This is a genomic window from Pseudochelatococcus contaminans (assembly GCF_014195635.1).
In the GTDB taxonomy this organism is placed as follows: domain Bacteria; phylum Pseudomonadota; class Alphaproteobacteria; order Rhizobiales; family Beijerinckiaceae; genus Pseudochelatococcus; species Pseudochelatococcus contaminans.
Genome location: NZ_JACICC010000003.1, coordinates 87,427 through 102,478, shown reverse-complemented (window position 1 = coordinate 102,478; position 15,052 = coordinate 87,427). Strand labels below are relative to the sequence as shown.

Sequence of the window (15,052 nt, the reverse complement as noted above, 5' to 3'; positions counted from 1 at the left end):
CGATGTTCGACAAGATCCTGATCGCCAACCGGGGCGAAATCGCGCTGCGCATTCTGAGAGCCTGCAAGGAACTCGGCATCGCCACCGTCGCCGTGCATTCCACGGCGGACGCCAACGCCATGCACGTGCGCCTCGCTGACGAGAGCGTCTGCATCGGCCCGCCGCCGGCGCGCGACAGCTATCTCAACATTCCGGCGCTCATCGCCGCGTGCGAGATCACCGGCGCGGACGCCGTTCATCCCGGCTACGGCTTCCTGTCCGAAAACGCGCATTTCGCCGACGTGCTGGCCGATCACGGCATCGCCTTCATCGGCCCCAAGGCCGACCATATCCGGATGATGGGCGACAAGATCGAGGCCAAGCGCACCGCGCGCGCGCTCGGTATTCCGTGCGTGCCCGGTTCCGAGGGCGGCATCACCGACGACGAGGAAGCGCACCGCGTTGCGGCTGAAATCGGCTTCCCGGTGCTGGTGAAGGCTGCGGCGGGCGGCGGCGGACGCGGCATGAAGGTGGCGCGCGATGCCGAGAGCCTCAGCGACGCATTGTCGATGGCGCGCATGGAAGCCAAGGCGGCATTTGGCGACGACGCGGTCTATCTGGAAAAGTATCTGGAAAAGCCGCGCCACATCGAAGTGCAGGTCATCGGTGACGGACGCGGCGGTGCGCTGCATCTGGGCGAGCGTGACTGCTCGCTCCAGCGCCGCCATCAGAAGGTGTGGGAGGAAGCCCCCTCCCCGGCATTGAACCATTCCGAGCGCGAACGCATCGGCACCATCGTCGCCCGTGCCATGCAGGAGCTGCAGTATCTGGGGGCCGGCACCGTCGAGTTCCTTTACGAGAACGGCGAGTTTTACTTCATCGAGATGAACACCCGTATTCAGGTGGAGCATCCGGTGACGGAGATGATCACCGGCATTGATCTCGTCAACGAGCAGATTCGCGTTGCCGCCGGCGTGCCGCTGTCGATCCGGCAGGAAGACATCGTTTTCGACGGCCACGCGATCGAATGCCGCATCAATGCCGAGCATCCGTCGTCGTTCCGGCCGTCACCCGGCACGATCACCTACTATCACCCGCCGGGCGGGCTGGGCGTGCGTGTCGATTCGGCGGTGTATCAGGGCTATCGCATTCCGCCGCATTATGATTCGCTGGTTGGGAAGCTCATCGTGCATGGCCGCACCCGCACGGAATGCCTGATGCGCCTGCGCCGGGCGCTGGACGAGTTCGTCGTCGACGGCATCGAAACCACCTTGCCGCTGTTCCGGGCGCTGGTGCGCAATCAGGACGTGCAGAACGGCCTGTACGATATCCATTGGCTGGAGCATTACCTCGATGCCAATGGCGTGGCCGAGATCGAGGCACAGCGCACCGTGTGATGCGAATGGCCGATGGCTTCATGCATCGGCCATTCCTGAAATTCTCGCGATGTTCATGCCCCTTGCGCGGGCGTGGTTTCCTGTCAATATGGCGTATCTCCTTGGGGTGCCCGTCCGGGCTGAGAGGCGCGCGTTACTGCGCGCCAACCCACTGAACCTGAACCGGGTCATGCTGGCGGAGGGAAGCGAGATCGGCCGATGAGCACCAGCGCCTGACAGCTTTTTTCAACCCGCATGACCTCACCAAGATCGCATCGCCGCGATGCCAGTGAGTGATTGTTCATGCCGACCTCTTCTCCTTCGCGCCATATCCGCCGCCCGGTCGATCTGCGGCTTTACGCCATTCTCGATCCCGAGCGCGCACGCGGGCGGCCGCTGCCTGAGCTTGCATTGGCAGCCGTCGATGGCGGTGTGACGCTGCTGCAATACCGTGACAAGTACGGCGACACGCGCCGCATGGTGGACAACGCCCGCGCTATTCGGGCAGCCATCGCCGGACGCGGCGTTCCTCTGCTCATCAACGACCGCCTCGATGTCGCGCTGGCGGCGGAAGCAGATGGCGTGCACGTGGGGCAGGACGACATGACGCCCGAGGACGCTCGCCGCCTGCTGGGGCCGGAGGCCATTATCGGCCTGACGCTGAACAACGAGCAGGAGGCCAGCAATGCGGCCGGCGAGCCTATCGACTATGGCTGCATCGGCGGCGTGTTCGCGACGTCGAGTAAGGTGGACGCCAAGCCGCCCATCGGGCTGGAAGGGCTGGCCGCCGTCATCGACACCGCCCGCAAGGACGTGCCCGATCTGCCGGTGAGCGCGATTTCCGGCATCGACGAGACGAACGCGGCATCCGTCATCGCGTCCGGCTCGGAAGGCATCGCAGTGATTTCGGCCATTTTCCTTGCCGATGACGTGACTGACGCATCACGGCGCCTGCGTAACATCGTCGATGCCAGCCTCGCAGCCTATGGCGCGAAGAGGTAAGCCATGAATGACACGACCAGAAATGACAGCACTATAAGCGACGCAACCACACCCATCGCGGTTACCATCGCGGGGTCCGACTCAGGCGGCGGCGCCGGCATCCAGGCAGACCTGAAAACGTTTTCCGCTCTTGGCGTTTACGGGGCGAGCGTGATCGCGGCGCTGACGGCGCAGAACACGCTTGGCGTCACCGGAATCCACGATGTGCCAGCCGCGTTCATCACCGCGCAGATCGACGCCGTGTTTTCGGATCTCGATGTCGGTGCGGTGAAAATCGGCATGCTGTCGCGACCGGAGACGATCACGGCGGTAGCGGAGGGGCTTTCACGCTGGCACCAGCAGGCTATGGTGCTCGATCCCGTCATGGTCGCGGCAAGCGGTGATCGTTTGCTGAGTGAAGATGCGGTTTCAACGCTGCGCGACAAGTTGTTGCCGCTCGCGGCCATCGTCACGCCGAACCTGCCGGAGGCGGCAGTCCTGCTCGATACGACCGTTGCGGACAGTGAGGAGGCCATGCTGGAGCAGGCTGAAGCCTTGCTGAAATTCGGCCCGCGCGCCGTGCTCATCAAGGGCGGTCACGCCCGGGGGGAGGAAAGCGTCGATTTGCTGGTGGATGCGCAAGGCACAGTCACACGGCTTCCTGCGCCACGCATTGCCACGCGCAACACCCACGGCACCGGATGCACCTTGTCGTCGGCCATTGCTGCCGGCCTGGCTCGCGGCCTGAATGAAGCAGATGCCGTGCGAGCGGCCAAGGATTACGTCAGCCGCGCGATCGCAACATCGGATACACTCACCATCGGCAAGGGCCACGGCCCGGTGCATCATTTCCATGCGTGGTGGTGAGGGAGCTTCCCTCACCATCCTTGTCATTGTTGCGGCGGAGTCAGCCCGCCTGAGAAAGCCGGAACTTACTTGCTGACTTCCTGAATGTGCGCTTCGAGGAACCACAGATCCTTATCGAGCGCGCGCGTGACTTCGGTGAAGACGTCAGCGGTTGCGGCGTCACCGGCTTCTTCCGTCACGGCGATGGCGGCGCGGGCCGATTTGCCGACCTCCGCAACCGAGCGCGACAGATAATCGACGTGCTCAAGACCATCGGTGATGTGCAGCGGATAAGCCTTCAGCTTTGTGCCTTCGGCAGCGGCCTGCACGGTGCCGTGCGCGATGCCGCCAAGAGCGGTGAGACGTTCGGCCACGGTGTCGGTGTAATCAAGAACGTTGGCATAGAGCTTGTCGAACAGCTCGTGCAGGGCAATGAAGTGCGAGCCCTTGACGTTCCAGTGAGCATGCTTGAGCTGCGTGCCAAGATCAATCAACAGGGCGAGGTGCTCGTTCAACAGATCAACCGACTTGGAACGCACGTTCTGGCCAAGGTCATTACGGGTACTGATCGTCATCTTCATCTCCTCGTGTCGGGACTAAATCCCGGAAGTTTCGCTGCAACCTGCATTCGGCCCGATGCATCGGGTTAAATGCAGGTTGTTCTGCATACATCGCACAGACGCTGCGCATGCATGTGAAAGGATGCCGCACCGCATCATGCGGCAAAACCGGCGACAGCGCCATGCGCTTAACGATGGTCCATGCGTACTATTTTTTAGAACAGTTCTAATAACGTGATAACTTGCCCCGCATATGTCAAGGGGGCAAGCAATCGACATCCGTCATCATCAGAAAGCCGATACACAAGTCACTGTAACAACTGAACTTTAGAGAGACCGCTCCGATTTTACGTGAGCGTCCTGTCTCTGGTGCCAAGGCGCTTTTCCTTTTCACACATATGGTTTAAACCTCCTGCATGACAGTGGCTCATGACAATCTGCGCATTGCGGTGGCGCAACTCAACCCGGTGGTGGGCGACACCGGGGGGAATTTGTCACGCGCACGGGAGGCCAGGCGCGAGGCCGCGTTGCTTCAGGCCGATGTCATTCTGTTTCCAGAGCTTTTCCTGGCCGGATATTCCCCTGAAGATCTGGTGCTGCGCCCGTCGTTCACGGATGCCGTGGCAAAAGCCCGCGATGAGCTGGCGCGTGACACTGCCGATGGCGGTCCGGCGGTGCTCATCGGCCTGCCAGTGCGCGAGGGGGACAGGCTTTACAACGCTGTCGCGCTGCTCGACGGTGGACAGGTCGCAGGGCAGACGCGCAAGGTCGACCTGCCGAATTATGGCGTGTTCGACGAGAAACGCGTTTTCGATTCCGGCCCTGTGCCCCAGCCCCTCGATGTGCGCGGCGTGCGTGTGGGCGTGCCCGTGTGCGAGGATATATGGAAGCCCGGCCCGGTTGCCGAATTGAAGGCGGCTGGCGCGGAATTGCTGCTGGTGCCGAATGGCTCGCCCTACAGACGTGGGGTCGATGACGAACGCACGGCGGTTGCCGGCGCACGCGTAGCGGAGAGCGCGCTGCCTCTCGTCTACGTCAACCAGATCGGTGGGCAGGACGAGCTGGTGTTCGACGGCGCGTCTTTCGCCCTCGACGCAGATGGATCGCTGGCTGCGCGCCTTCCGGCTTTCAAGGAAGCCATTGCCGTTATTGAAGCGCGCCGCACCGACGCGGGATGGCGGCTCGAAACAGGCACCGTCGCGGCGCTGCTTCCAGCGGACGAGGCGGATTACACCGCGTGCGTGCTGGGCTTGCGCGATTACGTGGAGAAGAACCGTTTTCCGAGCGTGGTGCTCGGGCTTTCAGGCGGTATTGATTCGGCGCTCGCGGCTGCGGTGGCCGTTGATGCACTGGGTGCGGAGCGCGTGCATTGCGTCATGCTGCCTTATCGCTTCACCGCCGGCGAAAGCCTTGAGGATGCCGCCGCCTGCGCCCAAAAACTCGGTGTGCGCTACGACGTGCTGCCTATAGCGCAAGCGGTTGAAGGACTGGAAGCGACGTTGGCTCCTGTCTTCGCCGGTCTGTACCGGGACGTGACGGAAGAAAACCTGCAAAGCCGGGCGCGTGGCACGATCCTGATGGCCCTGTCGAACAAATTCGGCGGCATGGTGCTGACAACGGGCAATAAATCCGAAGTCAGCGTCGGATACGCCACCCTGTATGGCGACATGAACGGCGGCTTCAATCCGCTGAAGGATCTTTACAAGACCGAGGTCTTCCGCCTGTCGTGGCTGCGCAACCGCTGGAAGCCCGATGGTGCGCATGGCCCGGACGGCGCGGTGATTCCGGAACGGATCATCACCAAGCCGCCGACGGCAGAGCTGCGCGAAAACCAGACCGATCAGGATTCGCTACCGCCTTACGAGGTTCTCGACGACATTCTCCACGGTCTTGTGGAGCTGGAGCTTTCCCTCTCCGATATCGTGGCGCGCGGCCACGATGCCGAGACCGTGGCCAAGGTGGAGCGCCTGCTGAGGATCGCCGAATACAAGCGCCGGCAAGCCGCGCCGGGGGTCAAGGTCAGCAGCCGCAACTTTGGCCGCGACAGGCGATATCCGATCACCAACGGTTTTCGCGATACGCTTCCGTAACATTTTTCCAATGGCCGCAATTTCATGACAGACATCGTTCCGCCGACCGTCCGCTTCGCGCCCTCGCCCACGGGCTTCCTGCATATCGGCAATGCCCGCCCGGCGCTGCTCAACTGGCTTTTCCGCCTGCGCCACGGCGGGCGTTTCGTTCTGAGACTCGACGATACCGACGGTCTGCGTTCGACGGAAGAATATGCCCAGGCTGTGGTGGAGGATCTGACGTGGCTTGGCATTCTGCCGGACGCGTTTTTTCGCCAGTCGGACCGATTCGCGCTTTATGACCAGTCCGTCCAGCGTCTTATCGACGAGGGGCGGCTGTATCCGTGCTATGAGAGTGCCGAGGAACTCGAACGACGGCGCAAGCTCCAGATGGCTCGCGGCCTGCCACCGACCTATGACCGCGCGGCGCTGAAGCTCTCCGGTTCGGAACGGGCGGCGCTTGAGGCGGAAGGACGTCAGCCGCACTGGCGCTTCCTGCTCGATCACCGCGTGGTGGTGTGGAACGACCTGTCACGCGGCGAGATCGCCATCGACTGCACGTCCCTGTCCGATCCTATCCTGCGGCGCGAGGACGGCACCTATCTCTACACGCTGCCATCGGTGATCGACGACATCGACATGGGCATCACCCATGTCATTCGCGGTGAGGACCACATCACCAACACCGCAGTCCAGATCCAGATTTTCGAGGCGCTGGGCGGCCATGTGCCGACATTCGCGCACCACAACCTGCTCACCACCGCATCGGGCGACGGGTTGTCGAAGCGTCTCGGGCATCTCTCGCTGCGCCAGCTCCGCGATGCTGGCATGGAGCCGATGGCCGTGGCGTCGCTGGCGACGCTGGTCGGTTCCGCAGAGGCGGTGCGGCCGGTCGAATCGATGGAGGAACTGGCCCAGATCGTGGATATCGCGCGCATGTCCCATGCGCCGGCGAAGTTCGACGAGAAGGAGTTGGCGCAGCTCAATACCCGCCTGCTGCATGAGCTGCCCTATGAAGCCGTGCGCGAGCGGCTGATCGCGCTCGATGCGGACGGCGGCGAGGATTTCTGGCTTGCGGTGCGCGGCAACATCATTCGCCTTGCCGACGCGCACGACTGGTGGGACATCGTCTCACGACCGCTGAAGCCGGTGATCGACGATCCGTTGGTGCCGCACGCCGCTGCCGGACAGCTTCCGGACGGGCCGTGGACCAAGGATGTCTGGTCGCCGTTCGCCTGGCAGGTGTGGACGCAGGCGCTCGCCGCCGACACCGGCAAGAAGGGCCGCGAACTCTTTCGCCCGCTTCGGCTTGCCCTCACCGGGCGGGAGCATGGGCCGGAACTGGCGAACCTGCTGCCGCTCATCGGCCGCGACCGCGCCCGTGCCCGGCTTGAGGGCAACGAGGCGTGAGACGCAGCATCGCTGACTTCCTGGAACGTTTTCAGCATGTGCGCCGAACTTAGCAATTGACGCCCGGCATCCGATAATGACATGTCGTTCTTAGGATCAAACGATCGTCCGCTATGCGGAATTTGTTGATCAGGCTTGCGTCGGCAAGAATTTGCATCGGCAAGAATTTGATCGCGGCAAGGATCGGGAGCGGGGATGGCAGGCGAGATCGAAGGCGCACGCGAGCGCACGCGGGACATCGATACGGGGGCACAGTTGCTGTCTGGCCAGTTGGGCAAGACGGTGCAGCGGCTGCGCAAGGCCTATAACCTGTCCCTGTCCGAACTCGCCGAGCAATCGGGCGTGGCCAAGTCCATCATCAGCCAGATCGAGCGCAACGAAACCAACCCCACGCTGGCCACCATCTGGCGGTTGTCACAGGCGCTGGACGTGTCCATCGACAGGGTGCTGGCCTCAGACACCGACGAGCCCTTTATCGAAAAGATCTCCCGGCCCGACACGCCGTTTCTGGTGTCGGACGACGGGCGTATGCGGCTGGCCATCATCGGCTGGATCAAGACCGTCGAATGGCTTCAATGGTACGATGTCCATTCGGAACCGGGCGGCGTGCTGGATTCGGATGCACACCAGCGCGGTTCCGTGGAAAGCCTGTCCGTGACGGAAGGCGCGTTCGAAGTCGATGTCGCGGGCGCGGTGCAGGAAGTGCGCGCGGGCGAAAGCCTGCGCTATCGCTGCGACCGCCCGCACACCATCCGCGCCATTGGCGAAGGACCGAGCCGGGCGATCATGGTCTGCATCCTCAAAGCTGCCGTGATGGACTGATCACGGCTCGTCGCCGGTGTTGACGGCCTCGCCGCGTGCGACCCAATCCTTATAGCTGCCCTTATAATGTTCATGAAGATCCAGCCCGGCTGCCTGCGAGGCCGCCAGTGCCTTCAGTGTGCGCCCGCCGGAATTGCATGAGAACACCAGCCGCTGCCCCTGTGCCTCGGGCAGTGCGTGCGGATCAAATGTCGACAGCGGGAAGGAAATGGAACCGGGGATATGGCCCGCCTGATATTCTTCCGTTTCCCGCACGTCGACCAGCAAGATCGAGCCATCCGCCAGACCGCGCTTGATTTCCTCGATATCCAGATCGACAACGCTCATGTGGCCTTTCCTTTCCCTGATCGCCGAAGCACTAAAGCGTTTTCAAGCAAAGTGGATACCGCTTTGCGTGAAGAAAACGCGTCAAACCAATAAGATAGAGCACTTCTGCGTTTCAACGAAATGCCGAAATGCTCTATGCATGCAAACCCGTGCATGGGACTGAACGCAAATTGCGGTAAAATATAGGATTGAAGCCCCCGTCCTGATCCGGTCAGGCCAGGTGCGACCCTAATTGACGTTGATATTGTGTATTTTCGATATTTTTACAAACTAAATAGACAATACCGTCCGACTCTTTTAGCCTGTCCGACATGAATTTGGAAAGTGGAGGCTTTCATGGGAATTGCAGGAAAGGTCACGGCACCTGTGGCGAGAAACGTCGTTGAGGCGGTCGGCAATACGCCGCTCATCCGGCTCAAGCGGGCATCGGAGCTGACAGGCTCCGAAATCTACGGCAAGGCCGAGTTCCTCAACCCCGGCCAGTCGGTGAAGGATCGCGCGGCGCTCTATATCATCAGGGACGCCATCGCGCGGGGCGAGTTGAAGCCCGGCGGCACCATCGTTGAAGGCACCGCGGGCAACACCGGCATCGGGCTGGCCGTCATCGGCAACGCGCTCGGGTTTCGCACCGTGATCGTGATCCCCGAAACCCAGTCGCAGGAAAAGAAAGACGCGCTGCGCCTTCTCGGAGCAGAACTGCTCGAAGTGCCCGCCGTGCCTTATGCCAATCCCAACAACTATGTGAAGGTTTCAGGCCGCACGGCGGAGGCGCTCGCCGCATCCGACCCCAACGGCGCGATCTGGGCCAACCAGTTCGACAACGTCGCCAACCGTCAGGCGCACATCGAGGGCACCGGCCCGGAAATCTGGGATCAGCTGGACGGCAAGATCGATGGTTTCGTATCCGCGGTTGGCACCGGCGGCACGCTGGCCGGCACGGGCATCGCCCTCAAGGAGCGCAACAAGGACGTGAAGATCGCGCTGGCCGATCCGCTCGGCGCCGCGCTCTACAGCTACTACACCACCGGCGAGCTGAAATCGACGGGCTCATCCATCACCGAAGGCATCGGGCAGGGGCGCATCACCAAAAACCTTGAGGATGCGCCGATTGACCTCGCCTATCAGATCCCCGACGAAGAGGCCCTGCCCTACGTGTTCGATCTGGTGCGGGAAGAGGGGCTGATTCTGGGCGGCTCTTCCGCCATCAACATCGCCGGCGCGATCCGGCTGGCGAGGGAGCTTGGCCCCGGCAAAACCATCGTCACCATCCTGTGCGACTACGGCAACCGCTACCAGTCGAAGCTGTTCAACCCGGAATTTCTGCGATCCAAGGATCTGCCCGTGCCGGAATGGCTGGAACGCGCTCCGAGTGTGGAGCCCAATCTGGTTTGAGCGGATTCCATCGCCCGGCCGAATGCTTTATCGGTGAAGCGAATCATTTCGCGACACATGATCGGACGGGCGATGGCAGTTCGGTATTTTTTGGGAATCGACGGCGGCGGCACAGGCTGCCGCGCGCGGCTGCGTGACGAGGCAGGCCGCATGCTGGGCGAAGGCAAGGGCGGGCCCGCCAATGCGCGGCTGGATACGGCGCGCGTTCGGCAATCCATTCTCGACGCCGCCGGGGCCGCCCTGCGCGCATCCGGTCTCGATGGCGAGATATGGCAGCGCACCCATGCAGGCTTCGGGCTGGCCGGCGCGGGGCAAACCGGCGCCTGTGAGCGCCTGCTGGCACTGCCCTTCCCCTTCGCCGACATCGCGGTGGACACCGACGCTTATACGTCTTGGCTCGGCGCTTCGCTTGGTAATCCTGAACAGCCTGGCGATCCTGAAAACGATCGCGGGGCTATTCTCATCGTCGGCACAGGCATCTGCGGCTTTACGGTGCTTGGCGGTGAGCGCATCAGCATCGGCGGCTGGGGCTTTCCCGTGTCGGATGACGGCAGCGGCGCGGTAACGGGTCGCGAAGCTGTCCGGCAGGCACTGCGCGCGCATGACGGTCTGGCCCCGGCCAGTCCGTTGGCAGAAGCCGTGCTGGCGGACATCGGACCAACCCCGGAGCAGGTGGTGGACTGGGCCGATAAGACTACCCCTGCAGACTATGCCCGGTTCGCACCGCTGGTTTATGCCCATGCGGCGACGGGCGACCCGCTTGCGCGCCTGATTGCAACTCAGGCAGCCGGATTTATCGACGATGTCGCCCGCCGCCTGCTGACACTGGGCGCGGCGCGCATCCACCTGCTGGGCGGGCTCGCTGGAACCGTGCAACCTTGGCTGGCGGCGGACGTGCAACAGGCGCTCTCACCCGCGCGCGGCGATGCGCTCGACGGTGCCATCGCTCTGGCGCACGCCAGCCAGACCGGGAGTGCGGACAATGGCTGACAGAATAGCGACCGGCGAAACATTCGCTATCATCGGCGCACGCCTGCTCGCTCCGGACGGGCAGTGGCTGGAAGGTCATGCCGTGGTGGTCGCGAATGGCCGCATCGCCGCGATTATGCCCGAGACAGCGCTTGATCGCGCCATCGCGTGCCACCGCATTGCCGGTCTGCTCGTGCCGGGTTTTATCGACGTGCAGGTCAACGGCGGCGGCGGGGTGCTGTTCAACGATTCCGCAGATGCTGACGGCATCGCCGCCATCGGCGCGGCGCACCGGCGTTTCGGCACCACGGGCTTCCTGCCGACCTTTATCACCGATACGCCGGAGCGGATGCAACGCGCCGTCGACGCCGCCAGGGCAGCCGCAACCGCTGAAATCCCCGGCTTCCTGGGCATTCATCTGGAAGGACCATTCCTTAACCCGGCACGCAAGGGCATCCATGATGCCGCCTTGATTCGTCCGATCACCGATGCGGATATCACCGTCATCTCAAACCTCGCCCGCGATCTGTCGCCGCGCTTCAGAGTGCTGGTCACCCTCGCGCCGGAGCGCGTGCCCACTGACGCCCTTTCCGCCCTCGCCGATGCAGGTGTGTTGCTTTCCGCCGGACATACCGCTGCCAGCGCAGAGGACATCGCGACCGCGCGGGCGCATGGGCTCACCGGGTTCACGCATCTCTTCAATGCCATGCCGCCGCTGGCAGGGCGCGATCCCGGCCCGGTCGGAGCGGCCATCACCGACCCGCAGGCCTACATCGGCATCATCGCTGACGGGCATCACGTCTCATCCGTATCGTTGCAGGCGGCGATCCGCGCGCACGGGCCGAAGCGGGTGATGCTGGTGACAGACGCCATGCCGCCTGTCGGCATTCCCGGCGACACGTTCTCGCTGCTCGGGCGCACCATCACCCGCGCCGGTGGTCGCCTCACGGCGGATGACGGCACGCTGGCCGGATCTGACCTCGACATGGCATCCGCCGTGCGCAACGCGGTGTCGCAACTGGGTGTGCCGGTTGAAGAGGCTCTGCGCATGGCGGCGCTTTATCCGGCTGGTTTCCTGCGGCTCGACGGCGAGCTGGGCGCGTTGCGTCCCGGTCATCGTGCCAGCTTCACGCTGCTGGACGACGATCTTTCAGTGGTCGCAACGTGGATCGACGGCATCGTGGAGCAAGCCGCATGACGCGCGAATCGCCGCTTGCTGCTTGTTCTCTTGCCGCTCGTATTGCCGCACGTGGTCCGTTGCTGATGGGGATTTTGAACGTCACGCCGGATTCATTTTCCGACGGGGGCCGTTTCGATGCCCCATCCGCCGCGCGCGCTCATGCTGAAACCATGATGGCGGAAGGCGCGGATATTCTCGATGTCGGCGGCGAATCGACACGTCCTGGCCACGCGCCCGTCAGCGCCGAAGATGAGCAGACGCGCGTTCTACCAGTATTGGCCGCGATTACCGCCCTTGCTTCCTCGCGGGATGTGCCCATATCCATCGACACCTACAAGGCGACGACAGCGCGCGCGGCACTGACGGCAGGGGCATCAATCGTCAACGATATATGGGGCCTGCAACGCGATCCGGACATCGCCAGCGTGGCGGCGACATTCGGCGCGCCTGTCATCGCGATGCACAACCGGCAAGCTGTCGACCCCGCCATCGACATTGTGGACGATATGCGGCGCTTCTTCGAACGCTCCATCGCCATAGCCCGGCAGGCAGGGATTGACGACGCGGATATTGTGCTCGATCCCGGCATCGGTTTCGGCAAGACGCCGGAGCAAAACATGCAGGCGCTGCACGGATTGTCGAAAATCAGGAGCATGGGCTACCCGGTGCTCGTCGGGGCCTCGCGAAAATCCTTCATCGGTGCGCTGATCGACCGCCCCGCTACCGAGCGCCTCAACGGCACGCTGGCCGCGCATCTGTTCGCCGTGGCGCGCGGTGCGGACATCCTGCGGGTGCATGACGTGCGCGCCCATGCGGAAGCCATTCGGGTCTGGCGCGCGCTCGAAACCGCCGAAGACAAGATTGCAGCTCATCCGCGATCATGAATCGCACAGGCGGCCGATCCGGGTGTCGATCTTGCACAGAAAAATTTACGCGATACATTTTGTAAATTATAGAGACTTGATATAGGTATTCATAATTTAAAGAGATTCCATTTTGCGCAAGCTATGGAGAGACTATGCTGCATCAAAAGTTTCGTCCTCATGGCTGCGTTCATAAAATGGAATTTCCCGGCTACGTGACCGCCACACGCTCCGGCCAAACGGAATCTGGAGCGTTTTCGGATGAGGTGAGTATTGCCTTGGCCGGAAACGCTCAATATCAAAATCTTGCAGCGGTTGGGCATTTTGGTGAAATGTCGGCCTCCTGCAGCAAAAGAGACCCATCAATATGCTGACAAAAAAGGGGAAGTACGGGCTCAAGGCAGTGGTTCATCTTGCCCGCCTGACCCCGGGGACATCTGCTCTCGTCGCCGATATCGCCGAGAGCAACAATATCCCGAAAAAGTTTCTGGATGCGATTCTGGGTGAATTGCGCAACGCCGGCTTCCTGCACAGCAAGAAGGGCAAGGGCGGCGGCTATATGCTGGCCCGTCCGCCGGAAACCATCATTGTCGGCGATATCGTGCGCGTGCTCGACGGGCCGCTTGCGCCCCTGCCCTGCGCCAGCAAAACCGCTTACCGCCCCTGCGAGGACTGCCCGAACGAGGACGCCTGCGCCGTGCGGCTGATGATGCTGGAAGTGCGCGAGTCGATTGCCCGCGTGCTCGACCGTCGCAACCTCGCCGAAATGCGGGATCTGCCGAAGGATGAGATGGATTCCTTCGTCTACCACATCTGACAGCCTGCCACCGGCCGTTCAGGCGCTGTCGCCTGTTCTCATATGCAACAAAGGATAGGGGCGGCCGGCATCGTCTGTCGGGGACCGTCCGGTCTGGCGGAAACCAAGGCGCCGATAGAAGCCGACACCCTGTTCATTCTGTTCGTTGACATCGACGCTGAGTGGCCGCCCATCCGTGCGAGCGTGCTCCACAAGCAAGCGGCCTATACCGCGCCCCTGCCCGTCGGCGGCGATGAACAGCATGTCGATGTGCGACCCATCGAGCGCCAGAAAGCCGATGGGCTTGTCCGCAGCGTCCACGGCAACGTGAAAAGTGCGCCCGACAAGATATATTTCGGCAACGTCGCGCTCGATCCGCTCGAAATCGGCGGGATCGAGGAAATCGTGGGTGGCCCGCACCGCGCTCCGCCAGATGTCCAGCAACGCCAAATGGTCTTCCGCCCGCGAGGGGCGAATCGTCCACGATCCGGTCATAGCCGCCGCAACGCCACTTCTTCGATGCGGTGGCTCTTTCCCTTACGCAGAATGAGCCCTGCCCGCTGGCGTGTGGGCAGAATATTCTCGCGCAGGTTGATGAGGTTGGTGCCACCCCACAAATCCTCGGCCTTCTGACGCGCTTCCTCCTCCGGCACTTCGGCGTAGCGGCGGAAATATGATTGCGGATCGCGGAAAGCTGTCTCGCGCAATTGCATGAACCTGTTCACGTACCATTCGTGCAACAGATCCTCTTCCGCATCGACGTAGATCGAGAAGTCGAAAAAGTCCGAAACGAATGGTACGGCCCGGCCATCGCGCGGCAGGCGCGCGGGCTGTAGCACGTTGAGGCCCTCGACGATGAGGATGTCAGGCCGGTCGACGACGATTTCCTCACCGGAAATCACATCGTAGGTGAGGTGTGAATAGACCGGCGCACGCACATTTCTGGCGCCCGCCTTGATGGCGGAGAGAAAGCGCAGCAACGCAGCGGAATCGTAGCTTTCGGGAAACCCCTTCCGCGCCATGATGCCCAGACGCGTCAGTTCCGCGTTCGGAAACAGGAAGCCGTCCGTCGTGATCAGCTCCACCTTCGGCGTGTTGGGCCAGCGTCCCAGCAGCGCCTCAAGCACGCGTGCGGTGGTGGATTTGCCAGCCGCCACGGAACCTGCAAGGCCGATAATGTATGGCACCTTGCCATCATCCACCGCCAGAAACCGCTCCGTGGCACGAAAAAGCCCTTGCATGGCAGCGACATAGAGTGATAGCAGCCGGGACAGCGGCAGATAGATTTCCGCCACCTCCGACAGCGACAACCGATCGTTGAGCGATTGCAGGCGAACCAGCTCTTCAATGGTGAGCGTCATGGGCGTGTCGGCGCGCAGGCTGGCCCATTCTTCACGGGTAAACACCCGGTAAGGCGACAATTCTCCGTTAAGCGGCATCATTGCCCGCCTCCGCGCTACGGTTTCGCCAGTGTCGATACAG

16 protein-coding genes and 1 riboswitch are annotated in these 15,052 nt (G+C 62.5%); of the genes, 12 read left to right on the top strand and 4 right to left on the bottom strand.

Features of this window, described 5'->3' with window-relative positions:
• The first annotated feature begins 2 nt into the window (after positions 1-2).
• From accC to thiD, 3 genes are all read left to right on the top strand, one after another.
• Positions 3-1,376, top strand: a complete 1,374-nt coding sequence (gene accC, locus FHS81_RS07020; protein WP_183751385.1) for an acetyl-CoA carboxylase biotin carboxylase subunit — start codon at positions 3-5, stop codon at positions 1,374-1,376.
• Between the two features lie 92 nt (positions 1,377-1,468).
• A riboswitch (TPP riboswitch) is annotated at positions 1,469-1,578 on the top strand.
• A gap of 80 nt (positions 1,579-1,658) precedes the next feature.
• Positions 1,659-2,357: a thiamine phosphate synthase gene (gene thiE / locus FHS81_RS07015; RefSeq protein WP_183751384.1), complete on the top strand. Its 699-nt coding sequence runs from the start codon at positions 1,659-1,661 to the stop codon at positions 2,355-2,357.
• A 3-nt stretch (positions 2,358-2,360) separates the two neighbouring features.
• Positions 2,361-3,203 (top strand): bifunctional hydroxymethylpyrimidine kinase/phosphomethylpyrimidine kinase, encoded by an 843-nt coding sequence (thiD, locus tag FHS81_RS07010; protein WP_183751383.1) that lies wholly within the window; start codon positions 2,361-2,363, stop codon positions 3,201-3,203.
• 65 nt (positions 3,204-3,268) lie between these two features.
• On the opposite strand, the gene dps is transcribed toward thiD, so the two are convergent.
• Positions 3,269-3,757 (bottom strand): DNA starvation/stationary phase protection protein Dps, encoded by a 489-nt coding sequence (gene dps / locus FHS81_RS07005; protein ID WP_246374886.1) that lies wholly within the window; start codon positions 3,755-3,757, stop codon positions 3,269-3,271.
• 401 nt (positions 3,758-4,158) lie between these two features.
• Between dps and FHS81_RS07000 the strand changes: the two genes are divergently transcribed.
• The 3 genes from FHS81_RS07000 to FHS81_RS06990 all read left to right on the top strand — a co-directional run bounded on the left by FHS81_RS07000 (position 4,159) and on the right by FHS81_RS06990 (position 8,043).
• Positions 4,159-5,832: an NAD+ synthase gene (locus FHS81_RS07000; protein WP_183751381.1), complete on the top strand. Its 1,674-nt coding sequence runs from the start codon at positions 4,159-4,161 to the stop codon at positions 5,830-5,832.
• Positions 5,833-5,856: 24 nt separating this feature from the next.
• Positions 5,857-7,221 carry a glutamate--tRNA ligase gene (gltX, locus tag FHS81_RS06995; RefSeq protein WP_183751380.1) on the top strand — a complete coding sequence of 455 codons (1,365 nt, stop codon included), beginning with the start codon at positions 5,857-5,859 and terminating at the stop codon, positions 7,219-7,221.
• A 195-nt stretch (positions 7,222-7,416) separates the two neighbouring features.
• Positions 7,417-8,043 (top strand): helix-turn-helix domain-containing protein, encoded by a 627-nt coding sequence (locus tag FHS81_RS06990; protein WP_183751379.1) that lies wholly within the window; start codon positions 7,417-7,419, stop codon positions 8,041-8,043.
• Here FHS81_RS06990 and FHS81_RS06985 read toward each other — a convergent pair whose 3' ends face one another.
• Positions 8,044-8,370, bottom strand: a complete 327-nt coding sequence (locus tag FHS81_RS06985) for a rhodanese-like domain-containing protein (RefSeq protein WP_183751378.1) — start codon at positions 8,368-8,370, stop codon at positions 8,044-8,046.
• A 336-nt stretch (positions 8,371-8,706) separates the two neighbouring features.
• Here FHS81_RS06985 and FHS81_RS06980 point away from each other — a divergent pair, with 336 nt between their 5' ends.
• From FHS81_RS06980 to FHS81_RS06955, 6 genes are all read left to right on the top strand, one after another.
• Positions 8,707-9,762: a cysteine synthase A gene (locus FHS81_RS06980; protein ID WP_183751377.1), complete on the top strand. Its 1,056-nt coding sequence runs from the start codon at positions 8,707-8,709 to the stop codon at positions 9,760-9,762.
• 72 nt (positions 9,763-9,834) lie between these two features.
• On the top strand, positions 9,835-10,752 hold the full coding sequence (locus tag FHS81_RS06975) for a glucosamine kinase nucleotide-binding domain-containing protein (protein ID WP_183751376.1): 918 nt from the start codon (positions 9,835-9,837) through the stop codon (positions 10,750-10,752).
• On the top strand, positions 10,745-11,929 hold the full coding sequence (gene nagA / locus FHS81_RS06970; RefSeq protein ID WP_183751375.1) for an N-acetylglucosamine-6-phosphate deacetylase: 1,185 nt from the start codon (positions 10,745-10,747) through the stop codon (positions 11,927-11,929). The genes FHS81_RS06975 and nagA overlap by 8 nt, the downstream gene beginning before the upstream one ends.
• Positions 11,926-12,795: a dihydropteroate synthase gene (gene folP, locus FHS81_RS06965; protein ID WP_183751374.1), complete on the top strand. Its 870-nt coding sequence runs from the start codon at positions 11,926-11,928 to the stop codon at positions 12,793-12,795. The genes nagA and folP overlap by 4 nt, the downstream gene beginning before the upstream one ends.
• A gap of 134 nt (positions 12,796-12,929) precedes the next feature.
• A complete protein-coding gene (locus tag FHS81_RS06960; RefSeq protein ID WP_183751373.1) occupies positions 12,930-13,148 on the top strand; it encodes a hypothetical protein in 219 nt (72 codons plus the stop codon).
• Positions 13,142-13,591 (top strand): RrF2 family transcriptional regulator, encoded by a 450-nt coding sequence (locus FHS81_RS06955; RefSeq protein ID WP_183751372.1) that lies wholly within the window; start codon positions 13,142-13,144, stop codon positions 13,589-13,591. Before FHS81_RS06960 ends, FHS81_RS06955 begins: the two co-directional genes overlap by 7 nt.
• Positions 13,592-13,609: 18 nt before the next feature.
• Here FHS81_RS06955 and FHS81_RS06950 read toward each other — a convergent pair whose 3' ends face one another.
• Positions 13,610-14,065: an acetyltransferase gene (locus FHS81_RS06950; protein ID WP_183751371.1), complete on the bottom strand. Its 456-nt coding sequence runs from the start codon at positions 14,063-14,065 to the stop codon at positions 13,610-13,612.
• Positions 14,062-15,012: a type I pantothenate kinase gene (coaA, locus tag FHS81_RS06945; RefSeq protein WP_183751370.1), complete on the bottom strand. Its 951-nt coding sequence runs from the start codon at positions 15,010-15,012 to the stop codon at positions 14,062-14,064. The genes FHS81_RS06950 and coaA overlap by 4 nt, the downstream gene beginning before the upstream one ends.
• Positions 15,013-15,052: the final 40 nt, after the last annotated feature.